The organism is Sphingomonas flavalba (genome assembly GCF_047553045.1).
GTDB classification, from domain to species: Bacteria; Pseudomonadota; Alphaproteobacteria; order Sphingomonadales; family Sphingomonadaceae; genus Sphingomonas_L; species Sphingomonas_L flavalba_A.
The window spans coordinates 2,075,065-2,090,742 of record NZ_CP180208.1 but is presented as its reverse complement, the minus strand read 5'-3'; the positions used below and the strand labels follow the sequence as shown (position 1 = coordinate 2,090,742).

The 15,678-nt window shown below is 68.7% G+C and carries 19 protein-coding genes; 7 read left to right on the top strand and 12 right to left on the bottom strand.

Translation table 11 applies throughout. From position 1 onward, the window contains the following. Window positions 1-2 precede the first annotated feature (2 nt). The 12 genes from motA to flgB all read right to left on the bottom strand — a co-directional run bounded on the left by motA (window position 3) and on the right by flgB (window position 9,985). Window positions 3-866 (bottom strand): flagellar motor stator protein MotA, encoded by an 864-nt coding sequence (gene motA, locus ACMT1E_RS09980; RefSeq protein WP_414900007.1) that lies wholly within the window; start codon window positions 864-866, stop codon window positions 3-5. A 121-nt stretch (window positions 867-987) separates the two neighbouring features. Continuing rightward, window positions 988-1,914, bottom strand: a complete 927-nt coding sequence (flgL, locus tag ACMT1E_RS09975) for a flagellar hook-associated protein FlgL (protein WP_414900006.1) — start codon at window positions 1,912-1,914, stop codon at window positions 988-990. Window positions 1,915-1,925: 11 nt separating this feature from the next. Then, window positions 1,926-3,515, bottom strand: coding sequence for a flagellar hook-associated protein FlgK (flgK, locus tag ACMT1E_RS09970; protein ID WP_414900005.1), 1,590 nt, complete (start codon window positions 3,513-3,515; stop codon window positions 1,926-1,928). Continuing rightward, the gene (locus ACMT1E_RS09965) at window positions 3,512-3,841 is read right to left on the bottom strand and encodes a rod-binding protein (RefSeq protein ID WP_414900004.1); all 330 of its coding nucleotides are present in this window, start codon (window positions 3,839-3,841) and stop codon (window positions 3,512-3,514) included. The genes flgK and ACMT1E_RS09965 overlap by 4 nt, the downstream gene beginning before the upstream one ends. Next, window positions 3,838-4,932, bottom strand: coding sequence for a flagellar basal body P-ring protein FlgI (locus ACMT1E_RS09960; RefSeq protein ID WP_414900003.1), 1,095 nt, complete (start codon window positions 4,930-4,932; stop codon window positions 3,838-3,840). The genes ACMT1E_RS09965 and ACMT1E_RS09960 overlap by 4 nt, the downstream gene beginning before the upstream one ends. A gap of 8 nt (window positions 4,933-4,940) precedes the next feature. After that, window positions 4,941-5,627 (bottom strand): flagellar basal body L-ring protein FlgH, encoded by a 687-nt coding sequence (locus ACMT1E_RS09955; RefSeq protein ID WP_414900001.1) that lies wholly within the window; start codon window positions 5,625-5,627, stop codon window positions 4,941-4,943. Further along, on the bottom strand, window positions 5,608-6,396 hold the full coding sequence (gene flgG, locus ACMT1E_RS09950) for a flagellar basal-body rod protein FlgG (protein ID WP_414899999.1): 789 nt from the start codon (window positions 6,394-6,396) through the stop codon (window positions 5,608-5,610). The genes ACMT1E_RS09955 and flgG overlap by 20 nt, the downstream gene beginning before the upstream one ends. Before the next feature lie 14 nt (window positions 6,397-6,410). After that, window positions 6,411-7,154 carry a flagellar basal body rod protein FlgF gene (locus tag ACMT1E_RS09945; protein ID WP_414899997.1) on the bottom strand — a complete coding sequence of 248 codons (744 nt, stop codon included), beginning with the start codon at window positions 7,152-7,154 and terminating at the stop codon, window positions 6,411-6,413. Between the two features lie 25 nt (window positions 7,155-7,179). Then, a complete protein-coding gene (locus ACMT1E_RS09940) occupies window positions 7,180-8,487 on the bottom strand; it encodes a flagellar hook protein FlgE (protein WP_414899995.1) in 1,308 nt (435 codons plus the stop codon). Between the two features lie 27 nt (window positions 8,488-8,514). Then, complete coding sequence (locus ACMT1E_RS09935) at window positions 8,515-9,222, bottom strand: flagellar hook assembly protein FlgD (RefSeq protein WP_414899994.1); 708 nt, start codon at window positions 9,220-9,222, stop codon at window positions 8,515-8,517. Beyond that, window positions 9,219-9,626, bottom strand: a complete 408-nt coding sequence (flgC, locus tag ACMT1E_RS09930) for a flagellar basal body rod protein FlgC (RefSeq protein ID WP_414899992.1) — start codon at window positions 9,624-9,626, stop codon at window positions 9,219-9,221. Before flgC ends, ACMT1E_RS09935 begins: the two co-directional genes overlap by 4 nt. 2 nt (window positions 9,627-9,628) lie before the next feature. Next, the gene (gene flgB, locus ACMT1E_RS09925) at window positions 9,629-9,985 is read right to left on the bottom strand and encodes a flagellar basal body rod protein FlgB (RefSeq protein WP_136163042.1); all 357 of its coding nucleotides are present in this window, start codon (window positions 9,983-9,985) and stop codon (window positions 9,629-9,631) included. A gap of 203 nt (window positions 9,986-10,188) precedes the next feature. Here flgB and ACMT1E_RS09920 point away from each other — a divergent pair, with 203 nt between their 5' ends. From ACMT1E_RS09920 to flhA, 7 genes are all read left to right on the top strand, one after another. Next, window positions 10,189-10,857: a motility protein A gene (locus tag ACMT1E_RS09920; protein ID WP_414899990.1), complete on the top strand. Its 669-nt coding sequence runs from the start codon at window positions 10,189-10,191 to the stop codon at window positions 10,855-10,857. Beyond that, on the top strand, window positions 10,854-11,423 hold the full coding sequence (locus tag ACMT1E_RS09915; RefSeq protein ID WP_414899988.1) for a flagellar motor protein MotB: 570 nt from the start codon (window positions 10,854-10,856) through the stop codon (window positions 11,421-11,423). Before ACMT1E_RS09920 ends, ACMT1E_RS09915 begins: the two co-directional genes overlap by 4 nt. Then, window positions 11,420-11,914 (top strand): flagella basal body P-ring formation protein FlgA, encoded by a 495-nt coding sequence (locus ACMT1E_RS09910; protein ID WP_414899987.1) that lies wholly within the window; start codon window positions 11,420-11,422, stop codon window positions 11,912-11,914. Before ACMT1E_RS09915 ends, ACMT1E_RS09910 begins: the two co-directional genes overlap by 4 nt. 79 nt (window positions 11,915-11,993) lie before the next feature. After that, entirely contained in the window at window positions 11,994-12,287 is a 294-nt protein-coding gene (flgM, locus tag ACMT1E_RS09905) for a flagellar biosynthesis anti-sigma factor FlgM (protein WP_414899986.1), read from the top strand. Then, on the top strand, window positions 12,284-12,595 hold the full coding sequence (locus ACMT1E_RS09900; RefSeq protein ID WP_414899984.1) for a flagellar protein FlgN: 312 nt from the start codon (window positions 12,284-12,286) through the stop codon (window positions 12,593-12,595). Before flgM ends, ACMT1E_RS09900 begins: the two co-directional genes overlap by 4 nt. A gap of 127 nt (window positions 12,596-12,722) precedes the next feature. Further along, the gene (locus tag ACMT1E_RS09895) at window positions 12,723-13,574 is read left to right on the top strand and encodes a lytic transglycosylase domain-containing protein (RefSeq protein WP_414899982.1); all 852 of its coding nucleotides are present in this window, start codon (window positions 12,723-12,725) and stop codon (window positions 13,572-13,574) included. A 4-nt stretch (window positions 13,575-13,578) separates the two neighbouring features. Then, on the top strand, window positions 13,579-15,666 hold the full coding sequence (flhA, locus tag ACMT1E_RS09890) for a flagellar biosynthesis protein FlhA (protein WP_414899981.1): 2,088 nt from the start codon (window positions 13,579-13,581) through the stop codon (window positions 15,664-15,666). Window positions 15,667-15,678: the final 12 nt, after the last annotated feature.

Sequence of the window (15,678 nt, the reverse complement as noted above, 5' to 3'; positions counted from 1 at the left end):
GCTCAGCGCCCCCTCAGCCCGTCGAACACCTCGGCGAAGCTGGGCTGGTTGACATGGGCGATGCCCGAGCGTGCCGCTTCGATGACCAGCGGCTGCGGGTGGCCGTGGAGCGAGGCGATGATGATCTGCTTGACCGTGTGGTAGATCGCCGTGTCGGCATCCAGCACCTGTTTCAGCCGGGTGGCGAGCGGGCCGACGACGCCATAGGCGAGCAGCACGCCGAGGAAGGTGCCGACCAGCGCCGAGCCGATCATCGCGCCGAGAATGGCGGGCGGCTTGTCGATCGACCCCATCGTCTTGACCACGCCGAGCACGGCGGCGACGATGCCGAGCGCGGGCAGCCCGTCCGACAGCGTCGACAGCGTCGTCACCGGCGCCATCACCGCGTGGTGGTGGGTCTTGATCGAATTGTCGACGACTTCCTCGACCGCGTGGACGTCGAGCGTGCCGGACGAGACGACAACCAGCCGCAGCGTGTCGCAGATCAGGTCGACCAGCGCCTTGTCCTTCAGCAACCGGGGAAATTCCTGGAAGATCGGACTGTTCGCCGGGTCCTCCACATGCGGTTCGAGCGCGACCGGCCCGTCGTTGCGCAGCACTTTCATCAGCCGCGAGACGAGGAAGATGACGTCGAGGAAATCCTGCTTCTTGTAGGTCGGGCCTTTGAACACCTTGGCAACGCCGGCGCCCAGGGCCTTCAGCTCCTTCATCGAGTTGCCGATGATCAGCGCGCCGGCGGCGGCGCCGCCGATGATCAGCATTTCGTGCGGAATCGCGTGCATGACCGGACCGAGCGCGCCGCCGGTGACCGCGAATCCGCCGAAAACCATCAACAGGAGAACAACAAGGCCGATCGCCGGAAACATCGGTCTGTATAACCCCCCGTTGGTAAGCGTGCGGGGGGACCATGCCGTCCCCCCTCTTTACAAACGGCTATCGGCGGCCGTTCTTGAATGGTTTTTTTGTTTGGGTGCCGCCCCCGGCAAATTAGCGCAGGTAATCGAACAGCGAGAGCTGGGTCAGGCGCGAGAAGCTGGCCTGGCTGGCCTGGAGGGTCAGCATCATCTGCTGGAGCTGGACGACACTGTCCTGCAGGTCGAAGCCGTCGATCGTCGTCCGGTCGACCCTGGCATCGGCGGTGGCGGTGGCCAGCCTTTCGCTTTCCAGATCGAGCCGGGCGCCGCGCGCGCCGAACGAAGCGCGCGCGGTGGCGACGCGGGTGTCGGCGGCGCCGATGCCGGCCAGCCCGTCCTCGATCCGCGCGCGGAGCGTTGCCGCGTCCGGCGTGCCACCCGGCGCGAGGGCCGCGGCGAGATCGGTCAGAATGGCGAACATGTCGGTGGTGGTGCCGTTGACGCTGATTCCGCCGAACAGCTTGTCGCCCGCATCGGTGGCGGCGATGCTGCCGGTGGCGCTGATCGGCACCGCCGGGGGGGTGCCGTTGCCGGCATAGCTGACGATGCCGCCGGCGCCGCGCACGAACGCGTCGCCGGTGCCGGCGCCGCCGAACAGGGGCGTGTCGCGGGCGTCGCGCTGGTTGACGATGGCGAACAGGTCGTCGACGATGCCGCTCAGTTCAGCCGAGATCGCGGCGCGATCGCCGTCGTTCATCGTGTCGTTCGCCGCGCGCATCGCCAGTTCGCGGGCGCGCTGGAGCTGGGTCTGCACCGAATCGAGCGCGCTGTCCGACTGGGCGATCAGCGCCGAGGCCAGCGTGATATTGGTGCTGTATTGCTGCATGTCGCCGAGCTTGCGGTCGATGACGGCGATGCGCGCCGCCGCCACCGGATCGTCCGACGGCGTCTGGATGCGCTGGTTGAGGCTGATCGTCGTCTGCAGGTTGGCGGCGCGGTCGGACAGGCTGCGCAGCAGCGCGCCGCCGCGATCATAGGAATAGCTGGTGCCGATCTGCATCGTCCGGTTCCTCAGCGGATATCGAGAATGGTCTGGAAGGTGTCGCGCGCGACCTGGATGATCCGGCTCGACGCGGCATAGGCTTGCTGGAAGCGCATCAGTTCGACCGCTTCGTTGTCGAGGTTGACGCCGGAGACGGAATCGCGCGCGGCGACCGCGCCGTCGAGGATCGCGCCCTGTGCCGCCGCAACCGCCTTGCGCGAGGCGAGGGCGGAGGCGTTGGCCGAGGTCAAACCGGCGATCGCGGTTTCGAAGCCGGCGCTGGCGCGCAGCGCGGCGAGGTTGGCGAGGTTGGCGTTGTCGCGGCTGTTGGCCGGGTTGCGCGCAACGGCGAAGCTGTCGCCATCCGCCGGCGTGCCGGTGACGGTGACGCTCATCCCGCCCAGAGCGACGGCGGTGCCGGGGGTGTAGGCGGCGGAGGCGATGGCGGTGCCGGTGACCGGATCGGTCAGAGTCAGCGTGCCGCCGGCGACGGTGACGGTATAGGCGCCGCTGGCCGGGCCGCCGGTGATGCTGATCGCCGCGTTGCCGCCATTGCCCGCCGCGCCGCTGGTCGCCCAGCGGGCGGCGGCGGCGATCGCGCGCGGATTGTCGGTGGTCATCGCCAGCCCGGCGGCGCCGCCGGTTGTGACGAACAGCGCGGTGCCATCATTGCCGTCGAGGTCGACGCCGCCAAGCTGGACCTGGCCGGTCCGGTCGGCGAAATCGGTGGCGATCGCGTCGATCGTCTGGCGGGCGTCGGCGACGCGCAGTGCCGCGTCGGCCAGGCCGGCGAGGGTGCCGCCCTTTGGCGCGATCGCCTGCGGCCCGCCGCTCTGGTTCAGGGTGTAGGCAATGGTGCCGTCGCTGTTCGACGCCATCGACACCGTTCGCGCCTGGACATTGTCGACCAGCACCGGGCCGCCGGGCTGGTTGAGACTGACAGTGGCGGCACCGCGCGCGTCGGTTGTGACGTTGATCGACACCAGCGCGCTGATCTGGTCGAGCAGGCGGTCGCGCTGGTCGAACAGCTGCGCCTGGGCGTTGCTGCCCGGCGCGGCGCGGCCGATACCGGCATTGGCGGTGGCGAGGCTGCCGAGCAGGCCGTTCAGCTGATCGACGCTGTTGCGCGCCGTCGCTTCGAGATCGTCGGCGGTGGCGGCGAGGCTGCTCGCGGTGCGGTTGAACGCGCCGACCAGCGCGCTGCCGGCGTCGATCATCGTCTGGCGCGGGGCGATGCCGGTCGGATCGGCGGCGATGCCCTGCGCGGCGTTGAAATAGGCGGTCATCGCCCCGGCGAGGCCGCCGTTGGTCAGGCTGCTCTCGATCTGCTGGAGCCAGACGATGCCGGCCTGGCTGCGCTGCGATTCGGCGGTGGCGGTGCGGACTTCGGCGGCGCGGAACTGATCCCAGCTGCGGGTGACGCCGGTGGCGATCACGCCGTGGCCGATCGGCGCGTTGATCTGCAGCACGCCGCCGCTGGTCCCCGCGACTTCGCGCAGGGTGGCGTCGCGCCGGACATAGCCCGTCGTGCTGGCGTTCGAGATGTTTTCGCCGATGACGTTCAGCGCGCTCTGATAAGCGCGGACACCGCTGGCGCCGATGGAGAGTAGATCGCTCATTCCTTACTCCCCTGTGGCGGCGGCTGGCCGGGATCGGCCAGTACCGGCTGGTTGCGGGCGAGGAATTCGGTCATCGCCTTGCCGATCCCCATGGGCGTATGAACGGCCATCGCTTCGGAAAGCTTAGTGTCCTGCATGTCGCGGAACTGGTTCTGGGCGTCGTTTTCGAACAGGCCGTCGGCGAGTTTCGCCTGCCGCATCGATTTCAGCATCATGCCGATGAACAGCGATTCGAACTTTTCGCCGGCCGCCTTCAGATTGTCGGCGGTGGCGAGGCGGCTGCTGTCGGGCGCGGCGGCGCGGACGCCGGAGACCGGCGCCGTCACAGCACGACCAGCTCGGCACGCAGCGCGCCGGCTTCCTTCAACGCTTCGAGGATGGCGACGAGATCGGCCGGCGAGGCGCCGACGCCGTTGACCGCCTTGACGATGTCGCCGAGCTGCGGGCCGGGGTCGAGCAGGAACATCGGGCGGCGTTCTTCCTCGATCGCGATCCGGCTCGACGGTTCGACCGCGGTTTCGCCGCGGCTGAACGGCATTGGCTGGCTGATCCGCGGCTTTTCGTCGATCTTGACCGTCAGCCGGCCGTGGCTGACCGCCGCCGGGCCGACGCGGACCGCCGAGTTGATGACCACGGTGCCGGTGCGGGCGTTGACGATGACCCTGGCCGGCGGTTCCGCCGCGACGACCTGGATATTCTCGATGTCGCTCATCAGCGCGGTGCGGACGCTGGCGCCGGGCGCGGCGGCGACGGTCACCGAGACCGCATCGATGGCGCGGGCGGTGCCGGCGCCGAGCCGGGCGTTGATCGCCGCGGCGACGCGTTCGGCGGTGGTGAAATCCGCCTTGGCGAGATTGAACACCAGATGGGCGCTGTCGGCGAAGCCGGTCGCGACTTCGCGTTCGACCGAGGCGCCGTCGGGGATGCGGCCGGACGAGGGGACGTTGACCGTCACCTTCGACCCGTCGCTGCCCTCGACGCCGAGGCCGCCGACCGCGAGCGTGCCCTGTCCCATGGCGTAGACCTGGCCGTCGGCGCCGCGCAGCGGGGTCATCAGCAGGCTGCCGCCGCGCAGGCTTTTCGCCTTGCCGATCGCGCCGACCGTGATGTCGATGCGTTGGCCCGGCTTGGCGAAGGGCGGCAGTTCCGCCGTCACCATCACCGCCGCCGCGTTCTTAAGCGTCGGGTTGACGTTGGGCGGCAGCACGAGACCGAAGCGTTCGGCGGCGCCCTTCATCCCCTGGATCGTGTATTCCAGATTGTCGTCGCCGGTGCCGGCGAGGCCGACGACGATGCCGTAGCCGACCAGCTGGTTGGCGCGGACGCCGGCGAAGGCGCCAAGGTCCTTGACCCGCTGGGCCTGAGCCGGGGCGGCAAGCGCGGCAAGCGCGGCGAGGAGAATGAGGATCGGGCGCATGGCGGTTCCTAGAAGGGGCTGACGGCGGAGAAGAAGCGCTGGAGCCAGCCCTGCCGGCTGGCGCGCTGGACATCGCCCTTGCCCGTGTAGGTGATGCGGGCGTCGGCGACGCGGGTCGATAGCACCCGGTTATAGGCGTCGACGTCGGCCGGGCGGATCAGGCCGGAGATCTGAATATATTCGTCGCCGCGGTTGAGGGTGACCTGTTTCTGCCCGCGCACGCGCATGATGCCGTTGGGTAGTACGTCGGCGACGGTGACGCTGACTTCGCCCTGCAGCTTGTTCGACTGTTCGGCGGTGCCCTTGCCGTTGAATTTCTGGTCGCCCGACGCCTGCAGCGAGCCGTCCGGCACGAAGGACAGCGGACCGACCTTCGGCGGAGTGAGGCCGATGCCGCCCTGCCGCGCCGTCGTCGAGCCGGCGACTTTCTGCGCCACTGTCTGTTCGACGAGCAGGATGGTGATCATGTCGCCAACACGGCGCGCGCGCGTCCCTTCATACAGCGCCGAATAGCCGGAGGACGCCTGATAGATCGCGCCGTTGGCGACCGGGGCGGCGGCGGGGGGCGGCGCCAGCGTCGGCGTATAGTCGGCGGCCGGCCGCTTCTTCGCCAGCGCCGGAGCGGTGGCGACCAGTGCGACCAGCACGCCGGCGACGGCGGCGCGGCGAGCGAGCTTAAAGGGTCTGGTTGACATATTGCAGCATCTGGTCGGTGGCGGAGATCATCTTCGAGTTGACCTCGTAGGCGCGCTGGGTCTCGATCATGTCGACGAGTTCCTCGACGACATTGACGTTCGAGCCTTCCAGCATGTTCTGGCGGATGCGGCCGCGGCCGTCCTGCCCGGCGATGCCGATATTGGCGGGGCCGCTGCCGGCGGTTTCGAGCAGGTAGTTGTCGCCGGTCGGCGTGAGGCCAGCCGGGTTGGGGAAGCTGGCGACCTGAATCTGGCCGAGCTGAGCCGGTTCCGCCTGGCCGGGGACGACCGCCGAGACGGTGCCGTCATTGCCGACCGCGATCGCGGTTGCGCCTTCCGGTATCGTGATGCCGGGCATCACCTGATAGCCCTCGGCGGTGACCAGCAGCCCTTCCGGCGACCGGCCGAAATTGCCGGCGCGAGTGTAGCCCAACTGGCTGTTGGGGAGCTGCACCTGAAAATAGCCGTCGCCGTCCAGCGCCATGTCGAGCGCGTTGCCGGTCTGTTGCAGCGAGCCTTGCGTTTCGATCCGCGAGGTGCCGGCGAGCCGGACACCGGTGCCGAGGTTGAGGCCGATCGCGTATTTGGTCTCGGCCGTGGACGGCGCCCCGCTCTGGGTGATCGTCTGGTAGGCGAGGGTCTCGAAATTGGCGCGGTCGCGCTTGAACCCCGTCGTGTTGACGTTGGCGAGGTTGTTCGAGATCACCCGCATCCGCTCGTTCTGGGCATCGAGCCCGGTGCGGGCGATGTGCATCGCGGCAGAGGTCATCGTTCAGTCCTTCCTTAGCCCGGCATGCGCATCAGCGATGCGCCGCTTTCGTCCATGTCCTTGGTGGTGGAGAGCAGCTTCGCGTGGACTTCGTAGCTGCGCTGGTTCTCGATCATCGCAACCAGCGATTCCATCATGTTGACGTTCGATCCTTCCAGCGACTGGGCGGTGACCGACGCATCCAGATCGGCCGGCAGGGCGCCGCCGCCCTTGACGCGCAGCAGGTTGTCCAGGCCCTTCAACGTGTCCGTGCCCTTCGGGCTGGCCAGTTTCAGCCGGTCGAGGATCTGCGGCTTGTCGAGGTCGCCGCCGGGCGGCACGACCAGGATCGAGCCGTCGCCGGCGATCGTCACCTTTGCGGCGGGGGGGATGGTGATCGGGCCGCTCTGGCCGATGACCGGGAAGCCGTCTCCGGTCTGGAGTACGCCCGACGGCGCGATCGCCAGATCGCCGCGCCTGGTATAGGCTTCCGTCCCGTCCGCCGCCTGCACCGCCAGCCATGCGTCGCCGTTGACGGCGACGTCGAGGTCGCGGCCGGTATGGGTGACGGCGCCGGCCTGCCGATCCGCGTCGATCACCTCTTCCGAGGTGGGCGCGCGCGATTCGAAGGTCGGGCCGGTCAGCGTCAGCCGTTCGAAATCGACCTTGTCGGCCTTGAAGCCGGTGGTCGAGCCGTTGGCGATGTTGTTGGCGATCGCGGCCTGCGCGGCCATGTGCCCGCGCAGTCCCGAATAGGCCGTGTAGATCAGCTTATCCATCGTGCCGCTCCATCCGCTCCGTCAGTTACCCGCGGATGTTGATGATCGTCTGGCTGAGCGTGTTGGCGGTATCGATCGCCTTCGCATTCGCCTGGAAGTTGCGCTGGGCGGCGATCAGACCGACCAGTTCTTCGGTGATGTCGACGTTCGACCGCTCGATCGCGCCCGACATCAGGTTGCCGAAGCCGCCGAGGCCGGGTTCGCCGAGCCGGGCTTCGCCGGAGATGCCGGTTGCCGACCAGTAGCTGTTGCCGAGCTGGCGCAGGCCCTGCGGGTTCGAGAACTGGGCGAGGGCGATCTTGCCGAGCGCCTGCGTCTGGCCGTTCGAGAAGCTGGCCCGGACGATGCCGTTCGGATCGACGGTAACGCCTTCCAGCTGACCGACCGGTTCGCCGTCCTGGTTCTGTGCGGTGATCGAGTAGGCGGCGGCGCGCTGGGTCGTCGAGATCGAGAAATCGATCGTCAGATCCTGCGGCGCGGCGCCGGCGGGGGTGATCGTCCCGAACTGGACCGGGCCGCTCTGGTTGGTCAGCACGCCGTTATTGTCGAAGGTGAGGGTGACCGGCACGCCGGCATCCGGATCGGCCGGGTCCGCCGACAGCTGACGGTCGCCGACATAGTTGTAGACCGTCCAGCTGCTCGACGGATCGGTCGAGGTCGGCGTGGTTTCGCGGACATAGTAGCTGGTCAGCGTCATCGGGTTGCCGACCGAATCGTAGATCACCGTCGCCGCCGAATAATTGTAGGTATCCGGGTCGAAGCGGTCGAACTGATAGGGGTTGGTCGCGCTGTAGGCCGGGTCGGCGGACGGCACCTTGCCGTTGGCCGACAGGTTGACCGACAGCTGGACGTCCTGCGTGGCCTGCGGGGTGCCGCTGGTCAACGGCAGGCGCAGGCTTTCGGTCGAGCCGATGCCGGTGGCGACGACCGTGCCGCTGCCGTCGACCGGATAGACCTGAAGCGCGGAACCCTGCGCGTCGACGACGTAGCGGTCGGCCGAAACCGAGAAGGCGCCGTTGCGGGTGAAGGCGACCTGGGCGGTGTTGGCGTTGGGCTTGATTACGAAGAAGCCTTCACCGCTGATCGCGATGTCGAGCGACGACTGCGACTGTTGCAGCCCGCCCTGGCCGAACTGCTGGGTGACCGATTTGACGAAGGTGCCGGAGCCGACGATCTGCGTCGGGCTGCGCGTGACCGACGAGGCGATGACGTCGCCGAATTCGACGCGGCTGCGCTTGAAGCCGTTGGTGCCGACATTCGCCAGGTTGTGCGAGATGGCCGACAATTCGGTCTGGGCGCCCTGCAGGCCCGAAAGCGAGGTGTAGAAGGACATCGGGAATTACTCCTTGAGGAATGGGGTTCAGCCGACTTCGCGGACGGCGGTGAGGGGTTGCTGGCCGAGGCCGACGATGTTGAGCATCGGCGCCTGGCCGTCGCTGCCCATGGTGACCGAGGTGACCGGCGCCCAGACGAGCACCGGCACGGCAAGGCCACCGTCGGCGGTGACCGCGCGGGCGGCGACCTTGAACGGGCCGCCGTCGACCGCGTTGCCGGCCTCGTCCTTGCCGTCCCAGTCGAAATCGACCTGGCCGGCATCCTGTGGGCCGAGCGAAAGGGTTCGCAGCACATTGCCGTCAGCGCCGCTGATCGACACCTCGACCGCGCTCGCATCCGTGCCGAGATCGAGCGACGCGGCGAAGCCGCCGCCGGTCTGGGGATAGGCGGTGTCGCCCTTCACCAGCACAGTCTTGCCGACATAGCCGAGCGCCTGACCGGCGGCCTGCGCCTGCATCTGGGACGCCAGATTTTTCAGCGTGGTGTTCATTTCCGAGATGCCGGCGTTGGTCGAGAAGGTCGCCATCTGTGCGACCATGTCTTCGTTCTTCACCGGATCGAACGGGTCCTGGTTGTTGAGCTGGGCGGTGAGCAGGGCGAGGAAATCCTTCTGCCCCAGCGTTTGCGCCTGCGCCGCCGTCTTGACCTCCGCCTCTCCGGCGACGCCGTAGCGGTTGATGCCGAGGCCGGCGAGCGCCTGATCGAACGCCGCGTTGCTGTCGACCGTGCTCATCGGCCGAGCTTCAGCGTATCGAGGATCAGGCCCTTGGCGGTCTGCATCACCTCGACATTGTTCTGATAGTTGCGGGCGGTTTCGAGCATGTCGATGAATTCCCTTGTCTCGTCGACGGCGGCGTCGAACACGTCGCCGTCGGCATTGGCCATCGGATGGGTCGGATCGTGCCGTCTGGTCGGCGCCGGGCCGGCGGTGACCAGCCCCGCGACATCGACGGTGGACAGGCCGCTCGCCTTGTCGAAGCTGGTGCGGAACACCGGCTTCATCGTGCGGTAGGCTTCCGCCTCGCTGCCCGCTACGCCGCCGGCATTCGCCAGATTGGACGCGGTGGTGTTGAGCCGGGTCAGCTGCGCCGACATGGCGCGGCCGGCGACGTCGAAGATGGAAAGCGGTTGCGCCATGGTTATTCGCCCCTGAGCGCGCGGGTGATCGTGCCGATCCGCCCGGTGAGGAAGGAGAGGGTGGTCTGATAGGCCACCGCGTTTTCGGCGAAGGCGGTCTGTTCCGTGTTCAGTTCGACCGTATTGCCGTCGAGCGAAGGCTGCATCGGGATGCGGAACTTGGTGGCGGAGGCGGTGGCCGTGCCGAGCGATGCGCCCGGCCGTTCCGCCGCGCGCAGCGCTTCCGCGAAGTCGATGTCCTTCGCCTTGAAGCCGGGGGTTGAGGCATTGGCGATGTTGGACGCGAGCAGGCCCAGCCGCTGCGATCTGAGCGCCAGCGCCTTTCCGCTCACTCCAAACAGGTCGTCGTTGAAAGCCATGGCCTTCGGGTCCTCGCAATCGTTCGCCCGCCTCCAAGCAATGCCCGTGCCAATTGCCCGAAAAGCGGCATGAGCCGCCCGCGACGGCAAGCAACCGGCAAAGGGCGGCAAGATTTTGCCGGTGGGCGGCAAGCCGAGGCGGCGGGCGTCGGGCGGCCGCCGCCGGGAATGCGGTTGGCCCGCCCCTTGCATTGCGCGGGGCGATGATGAATCCGATACCCCTAGCCGCCTTTGTCGACCCGACCGCGCTGGCGATCGTGATCGGCGGGACGCTGGCCGCGACCGCGGCGCGCGGGCCGCTGGCTGACACGCTGGCGGCGTTCCGCGCGCTGCCGCGCATGTTCGGCCGGCCGTTCGACACCGACGCCGCGCGCGCACGGGTGGTGAAGGCGGAGCGGGTGTCGCGCGGCAATCTGGTCGCGGTCGATGCCGAATTGCTGGCTGACCCCGATCTGGCCGAGGCGATCGCCGCGATCGGCGACGGGGCCGGGCCGGAGGCGGTGGAGGCGATGCTCGACGCGCAGCGCAGCGCGCGGGCCGCGCGCCATGGCATTGTTCATGAATTCTGGGCGGCGGCGGCGGAGACCGCGCCGGCGATGGGCATGATCGGCACGCTGTTCGGCCTGGTCAGGATGTTCCGGGCGATGGACGACCCGGCGACGATCGGCGGGGCGATGGCGACCGCGCTGCTCGCCACATTGTATGGCGCGCTGATCGCCAATCTGGTCGCGGCGCCGATCGCGGCGCGGTTGCGGCGGCAGTCCGCGCGTGAGCTGGTTGCCCGGTGTCGGCTGGCCGCGCCGCTTGGCGCGCTGGCCCGGCGCCAGACCCCACGCGGGCGCGCGGTCAAAGCGGCGGAGCCGGCGGCATGACCCGTCAGCTGTCCCGCCCGCTATGGCTGATTACGCTGGCTGACCTGGCGCTGCTGCTGCTTGGCTTTTTCGTGCTTGTGCAGGCGACGCAGCGACAGGACGCGCCGACCCGCGCCGCGCTGGCCGCCGGTATTCGCGACGCGTTCGGCGGCGCGGCGGCGGAGGAACAGGATGGCCCCGGTATCGCCGTTGCCCATGCCGGCATGGCGGTGGACGCCAATATCGTCGATGGCTTCGCGTCCGGATCGGCGGAGCCGGGGGCGACCGGCCCACTGCGCCGCTGGGCCGCCGAGGCGGCCGCCGACCCGCGCACGGTGCTGCTGATAACCGGCCATGCCGACGGCAGTACCGCCGACCGGCGGGACGGCAGCGCGCTGGCACTGGCATCCGCCCGGGCGGCGGCGGTGGCGGCGGCGCTGGAAGGGGCGATTGCCCCGGAACGCCTGACCATTGCCGCCGCGCTGGCGCCGGAACCGGCCCGCGGCCGCGCCGCCGGGCGGCGGGTGACCGTCACCATCGCCTTTGCCCCACCTGCTTCGACCCCATCCGCTGGAGGAACCCGATGATCCGTTTTGTCCTGCTTGCCGCGCTTGCCACTCCGGCTGCCGCAGCGACCGACCTTGGTGCGCTGGAGCGCGCGGTGGTGCAGTTTTCCGGTGCGCCGGTCGGTGCCGAAGGCGGGCCGCTGGCACCGATCGACCGGCGCCTGAAACTGGCCGATTGTTCGGTCGAGCCGGTGCTGTCCTGGCGCAGCGAACGGCAGGACGCCGTCGTTGTCCAGTGCCCCGGCGGCTGGCGCCTGTTCGTGCCGATCAAGGCGCAGCCGATGGCGGCGGGCGCCGTCGCGACCATCGCGGCCCGGACGGAGCCGGTGATCCGGCGCGGAGACCCGGTGACGATCGTCGCCGAAAGTGCCGGGTTTTCAGTGAGTAGCGACGGCATAGCGATCGCGGATGCGGCGCCGGGTGCGCGCGTCGGCATCCGCATTGCCGGGGCCAGAACGCCAGTGCAGGCTATCGCCGTCGAGCCCGGAAAGGCGACGTTGCCGGGCTGGTGACGGAATTTATGTAAAGTTTGCGCACGCCCTGCCGTTCACTGTTTCGTAACGTCCATCGAACGGGGAAAGGGCGAGGACTATGATTGATCCGATCGGCTTCAAGCCCGGCACCGTTTCCGGGCAGAGCAAGGTCAATGTCGAGAAGGTCGACGCGGCGCAGGCCGCCCGCCGGCCGGCCGACAGCCGCACCGCGCCGCAGGTTGAATCCGACGTGCGCGCGCTTGCCGCGCAGATGGCGGAGGCGCCGCCGGTGGACCGCGAGCGCGTTCAGCAGATCAAGCGGGCGATCGAGCAGGGGCAGTTCCCGATCGTCCCGGCGCGGATCGCCGATCGGCTGATTGCCGCCAGCTTCAACTGGGTGTCACAGAAATGAGCAGGGTCGAGCAGCTGCGCGCGGTTGTCGACGCGCTCCACGCCGAGATCGCCGCGCTGAAGCGCTTCGACGTTGCCGCGCTGGCCGTCGCAACCGGCGCCAAGGAAGCGGGCATCGGCGCGCTGGCCGGGACATGGCGGCAGGACGAAGTCGATGACGAGGTCCGTGCGCTGGCCGAGGAGGCACAGCGCCTGAACGAGACCAGCCGCATCTACGTCAACCTGATGGCCGCCAATGTTCGCGCCCGGCTGGACGCGCTGACCGGGCTGGGCGCGCAGGTTTATACGCGGAGCAGCGCCGCGGCGTGACGCCGGCGTGATGGCCGGTGCCGCTCAATTGTCAGCCGCATCGGGTTCTAATTCGCCCTTAACCATTCTGGCACGGCTCTTGCTGATCGGACCCTGAAACGGGTTTGATCACGAAGGCTGTTCTGGAATGACCATCGGCAGTTTGGCGGGAATGACGGGGGCAGGGCAGGTCCAGTCGGCCATTGCCCGCGCCAGCGCGAAGACCGGCGTCGATTTTTCCTACCTGCTGGGCCAGGCCCAGGTCGAATCCAGCCTGCGCCCGGACGCCCGCGCCCGGACGAGCAGCGCGACCGGCCTCTATCAATTCATCGACCAGAGCTGGCTGTCCGTGGTCAAGCGCCATGGCGAGGAACATGGGCTGGGCTGGGCCGCCGACGCGATCCAGCGTGGGCCGGGCGGGCGGTATTATGTCGCCGACAGCCGCCAGCGCGCGGCGATCCTCGACCTGCGGACCAATAGCGAGGCCGCGTCGCTGATGGCGGCAGAACATGCCGCCGACAACAAGGCGACGCTGGAGGCGTCGCTGGGCCGCACGGTTGGCGGCACCGACCTGTATATGGCGCATTTCCTGGGCGCGGCCGGCGCCGGAAAATTCCTGTCGACGATGGCGCGTAACCCAGAGCGCAGCGCCGCCGGGCTGTTCCCGGCGGCGGCGGCGGCCAATCGCGGGATATTCTATGCCGCCGACGGCCGGGCGCGTTCGCTGTCCGAGATATACGACCGCTTTGCCGCCAAGATCGACGAAGGCACCCGCATTGCCGCCACCGGCAAAAGCTTGCCGCCCGCGGCAAATGCCGGCCGGCCGATGCTGGCCGTCGACATGGCGGCGCTTGGCGAACGCGACGGCGGCGCCGGGGGCGACCTGTCGACGCTGGATCGGCTGCGTGCCGCCAGCGCCGGCGACCGGGCGACGATGCTGCGGCCGACGCCCGAGACGGCGAAGCTCGCCTATCTGATGCTTGCGGCGCTGGGGGGCTGAGCCGATGACCACCCTTGCCCTGAACAGTCTGCGGATCGGCAACGGCGCCCGGCTGGCGGCGCTGCCGGTCGGCATCCTGATGCTCGTCATGCTGATGGTCGTGCCGATCCCGGCGGCGATGCTCGACATTTTCTTCATCGCCAACATCACCGCGTCGATCGCGATCCTGATGGTCGCGCTGAATGCCGAGAAGCCACTCGACTTTTCCAGCTTTCCGACGGTGCTGCTGCTTGCCACCCTGTTCCGGCTGGCGCTGAACGTCGCATCGACCCGCGTCGTGCTGGTTCATGGCCATGAGGGCGAAGCGGCGGCCGGGCATGTCATCGAGGCGTTCGGCACCTTCATCATCGGCGGCGACTATGTTGTCGGCCTGCTCGTCTTCTCGATCCTGGTCATCATCAACATCGTCGTCGTCACCAAGGGCGCCGGCCGTGTGTCCGAAGTGTCGGCGCGCTTCACCCTCGATGCGTTGCCCGGCAAGCAGATGGCGATCGACGCCGACCTGAACGCCGGGCTGATCACCCCGGACCAGGCGAAGGCGCGTCGGGTCGAGGTGTCGACCGAGGCGGATTTCTACGGATCGATGGACGGTGCGTCGAAATTCGTGAAGGGCGACGCGATCGCCGCGCTGCTGATCCTTGGCATCAACATCATCGGCGGTCTGATCCTGGGCATGGTCAGCCACGGTATGGCCGCGGGCGATGCCGGGCGGACTTATGTGATGCTGGCGGTCGGCGACGCGCTGGTCGCGCAGGTGCCGGCGCTGTTGCTGTCGATCGCGGCGGCGGCGATCGTCACCCGCGTATCGTCCAGCTTCGACCTGGCCGGCCAGATCGGCTCGCAATTTTCGTCGCCGCGCACCTGGGTGCCGGTGGCGGCGATCCTGACGGTGCTGGGCGTGCTGCCGGGGATGCCGCACATGGTGATGTTGCCCGCCGCCGCCGGTGCCGGCTTCGCCGCCTGGCGGCTGGCGAAGCGCGCCGCCGCGCCGGTGCCCGAAGCTGCCAATGACGACGCGCCGCCGGTCGACCCCAGCCGCATCGACTGGAGCGAGGTCAGCGACCATATGCAGGTCAATCTGGAAATCGGCTATGGGCTGGTGCCATTGGTCGACGAGCGGGTCGGTGCGCCGCTGATGCAGCGGATCACCGGTGTTCGTCGCCAGTTGTCCAAGGAACTGGGCTTCGTCGTGCCGCAGGTGCGGGTGCGCGACAATATCGGTATCGCCCCCTATACCTATCGCATCGTCATCGGCGGCGTGATTGCCGGCGAGGATCAGGTGTCGCCCGACGAGATGCTGGCGCTCGACACCGGCCAGGCCGTCGGCACATTTCAGGGCAAGCAGGCGCGCGACCCGACATTCGGGCTGGACGCGGTGTGGATTGCCGCCGGCGACGCCGACGCAGCCACCGCCGCCGGTTACATGGTCGTCGATTCCGGCACCGTTATCGCCACCCACCTGAACCATGTGCTGGGCCAGAACGCCGCCGACCTGCTGGGGCCGGACGAGGTACAGAGCCTGCTCGACGGGTTGAAGGAGAAGGCGGCGGCGCTGGTCGCCGCGCTGACCCCGGCGCCGCTGTCGCTGACCGCGCTGACCCAGGTGCTGCGCGCGCTGCTGGCCGAGAATATTCCGCTGAAGGAGTTCCGCCGTATCGTCGCCGCGATCGCTGTCGTCGCCCAGCGGACCAACGACCCAGACGAGATCGTCGAACTGATCCGGCCGGAGCTGGGCGCGCTGATCATCCAGCGGCTGTGCGGCCCGCGCGAGCCGCTGCGCGTGATGACGCTGGAAGGCGGGCTGGAGGCGCTGCTTGGCCAGACGATCCGGTCGGACCCGTCCAACCGCCATGCGATCGAACCGGATCTTGGCCGGCGGATCGTCGACGCGCTGCAACATGCCGCACAGCCGCTGATCGCCCAGGGCAAGCCGTTCGCGCTGGTCGTCCAGCCGATGATCCGCCCGGCGATACGCAAGCTGGTCAGGACATGCCTGCCCGATACCCCGGTCATGAGTTTCACCGAAGTTCCCGATGACAAGGCGGTCGAGGTCGTCGCCGTCGTCGGCGCCCCCGAACAGATCGCCGCATAAGAGCAAGAGCAG

Excerpts from the sequence above, each read along its gene's own strand:
- ACMT1E_RS09920 (WP_414899990.1), top strand. The coding sequence starts at position 10,189 with ATGATGAATCCGATACCCCTAGCCGCCTTTGTCGACCCGACCGCGCTG.
- ACMT1E_RS09895 (WP_414899982.1), top strand. The coding sequence starts at position 12,723 with ATGACCATCGGCAGTTTGGCGGGAATGACGGGGGCAGGGCAGGTCCAG.
- flhA (WP_414899981.1), top strand. The coding sequence starts at position 13,579 with ATGACCACCCTTGCCCTGAACAGTCTGCGGATCGGCAACGGCGCCCGG.
- flgG (WP_414899999.1), bottom strand. The coding sequence starts at position 6,396 with ATGACCTCTGCCGCGATGCACATCGCCCGCACCGGGCTCGATGCCCAG.
- ACMT1E_RS09915 (WP_414899988.1), top strand. The coding sequence starts at position 10,854 with ATGACCCGTCAGCTGTCCCGCCCGCTATGGCTGATTACGCTGGCTGAC.
- ACMT1E_RS09910 (WP_414899987.1), top strand. The coding sequence starts at position 11,420 with ATGATCCGTTTTGTCCTGCTTGCCGCGCTTGCCACTCCGGCTGCCGCA.
- ACMT1E_RS09960 (WP_414900003.1), bottom strand. The coding sequence starts at position 4,932 with ATGCGCCCGATCCTCATTCTCCTCGCCGCGCTTGCCGCGCTTGCCGCC.
- flgC (WP_414899992.1), bottom strand. The coding sequence starts at position 9,626 with ATGGCGCAACCGCTTTCCATCTTCGACGTCGCCGGCCGCGCCATGTCG.
- flgM (WP_414899986.1), top strand. The coding sequence starts at position 11,994 with ATGATTGATCCGATCGGCTTCAAGCCCGGCACCGTTTCCGGGCAGAGC.
- motA (WP_414900007.1), bottom strand. The coding sequence starts at position 866 with ATGTTTCCGGCGATCGGCCTTGTTGTTCTCCTGTTGATGGTTTTCGGC.
- ACMT1E_RS09900 (WP_414899984.1), top strand. The coding sequence starts at position 12,284 with ATGAGCAGGGTCGAGCAGCTGCGCGCGGTTGTCGACGCGCTCCACGCC.
- ACMT1E_RS09955 (WP_414900001.1), bottom strand. The coding sequence starts at position 5,627 with ATGTCAACCAGACCCTTTAAGCTCGCTCGCCGCGCCGCCGTCGCCGGC.
- ACMT1E_RS09945 (WP_414899997.1), bottom strand. The coding sequence starts at position 7,154 with ATGGATAAGCTGATCTACACGGCCTATTCGGGACTGCGCGGGCACATG.
- flgK (WP_414900005.1), bottom strand. The coding sequence starts at position 3,515 with ATGAGCGATCTACTCTCCATCGGCGCCAGCGGTGTCCGCGCTTATCAG.
- flgL (WP_414900006.1), bottom strand. The coding sequence starts at position 1,914 with ATGCAGATCGGCACCAGCTATTCCTATGATCGCGGCGGCGCGCTGCTG.
- ACMT1E_RS09935 (WP_414899994.1), bottom strand. The coding sequence starts at position 9,222 with ATGAGCACGGTCGACAGCAACGCGGCGTTCGATCAGGCGCTCGCCGGC.
- ACMT1E_RS09940 (WP_414899995.1), bottom strand. The coding sequence starts at position 8,487 with ATGTCCTTCTACACCTCGCTTTCGGGCCTGCAGGGCGCCCAGACCGAA.
- flgB (WP_136163042.1), bottom strand. The coding sequence starts at position 9,985 with ATGGCTTTCAACGACGACCTGTTTGGAGTGAGCGGAAAGGCGCTGGCG.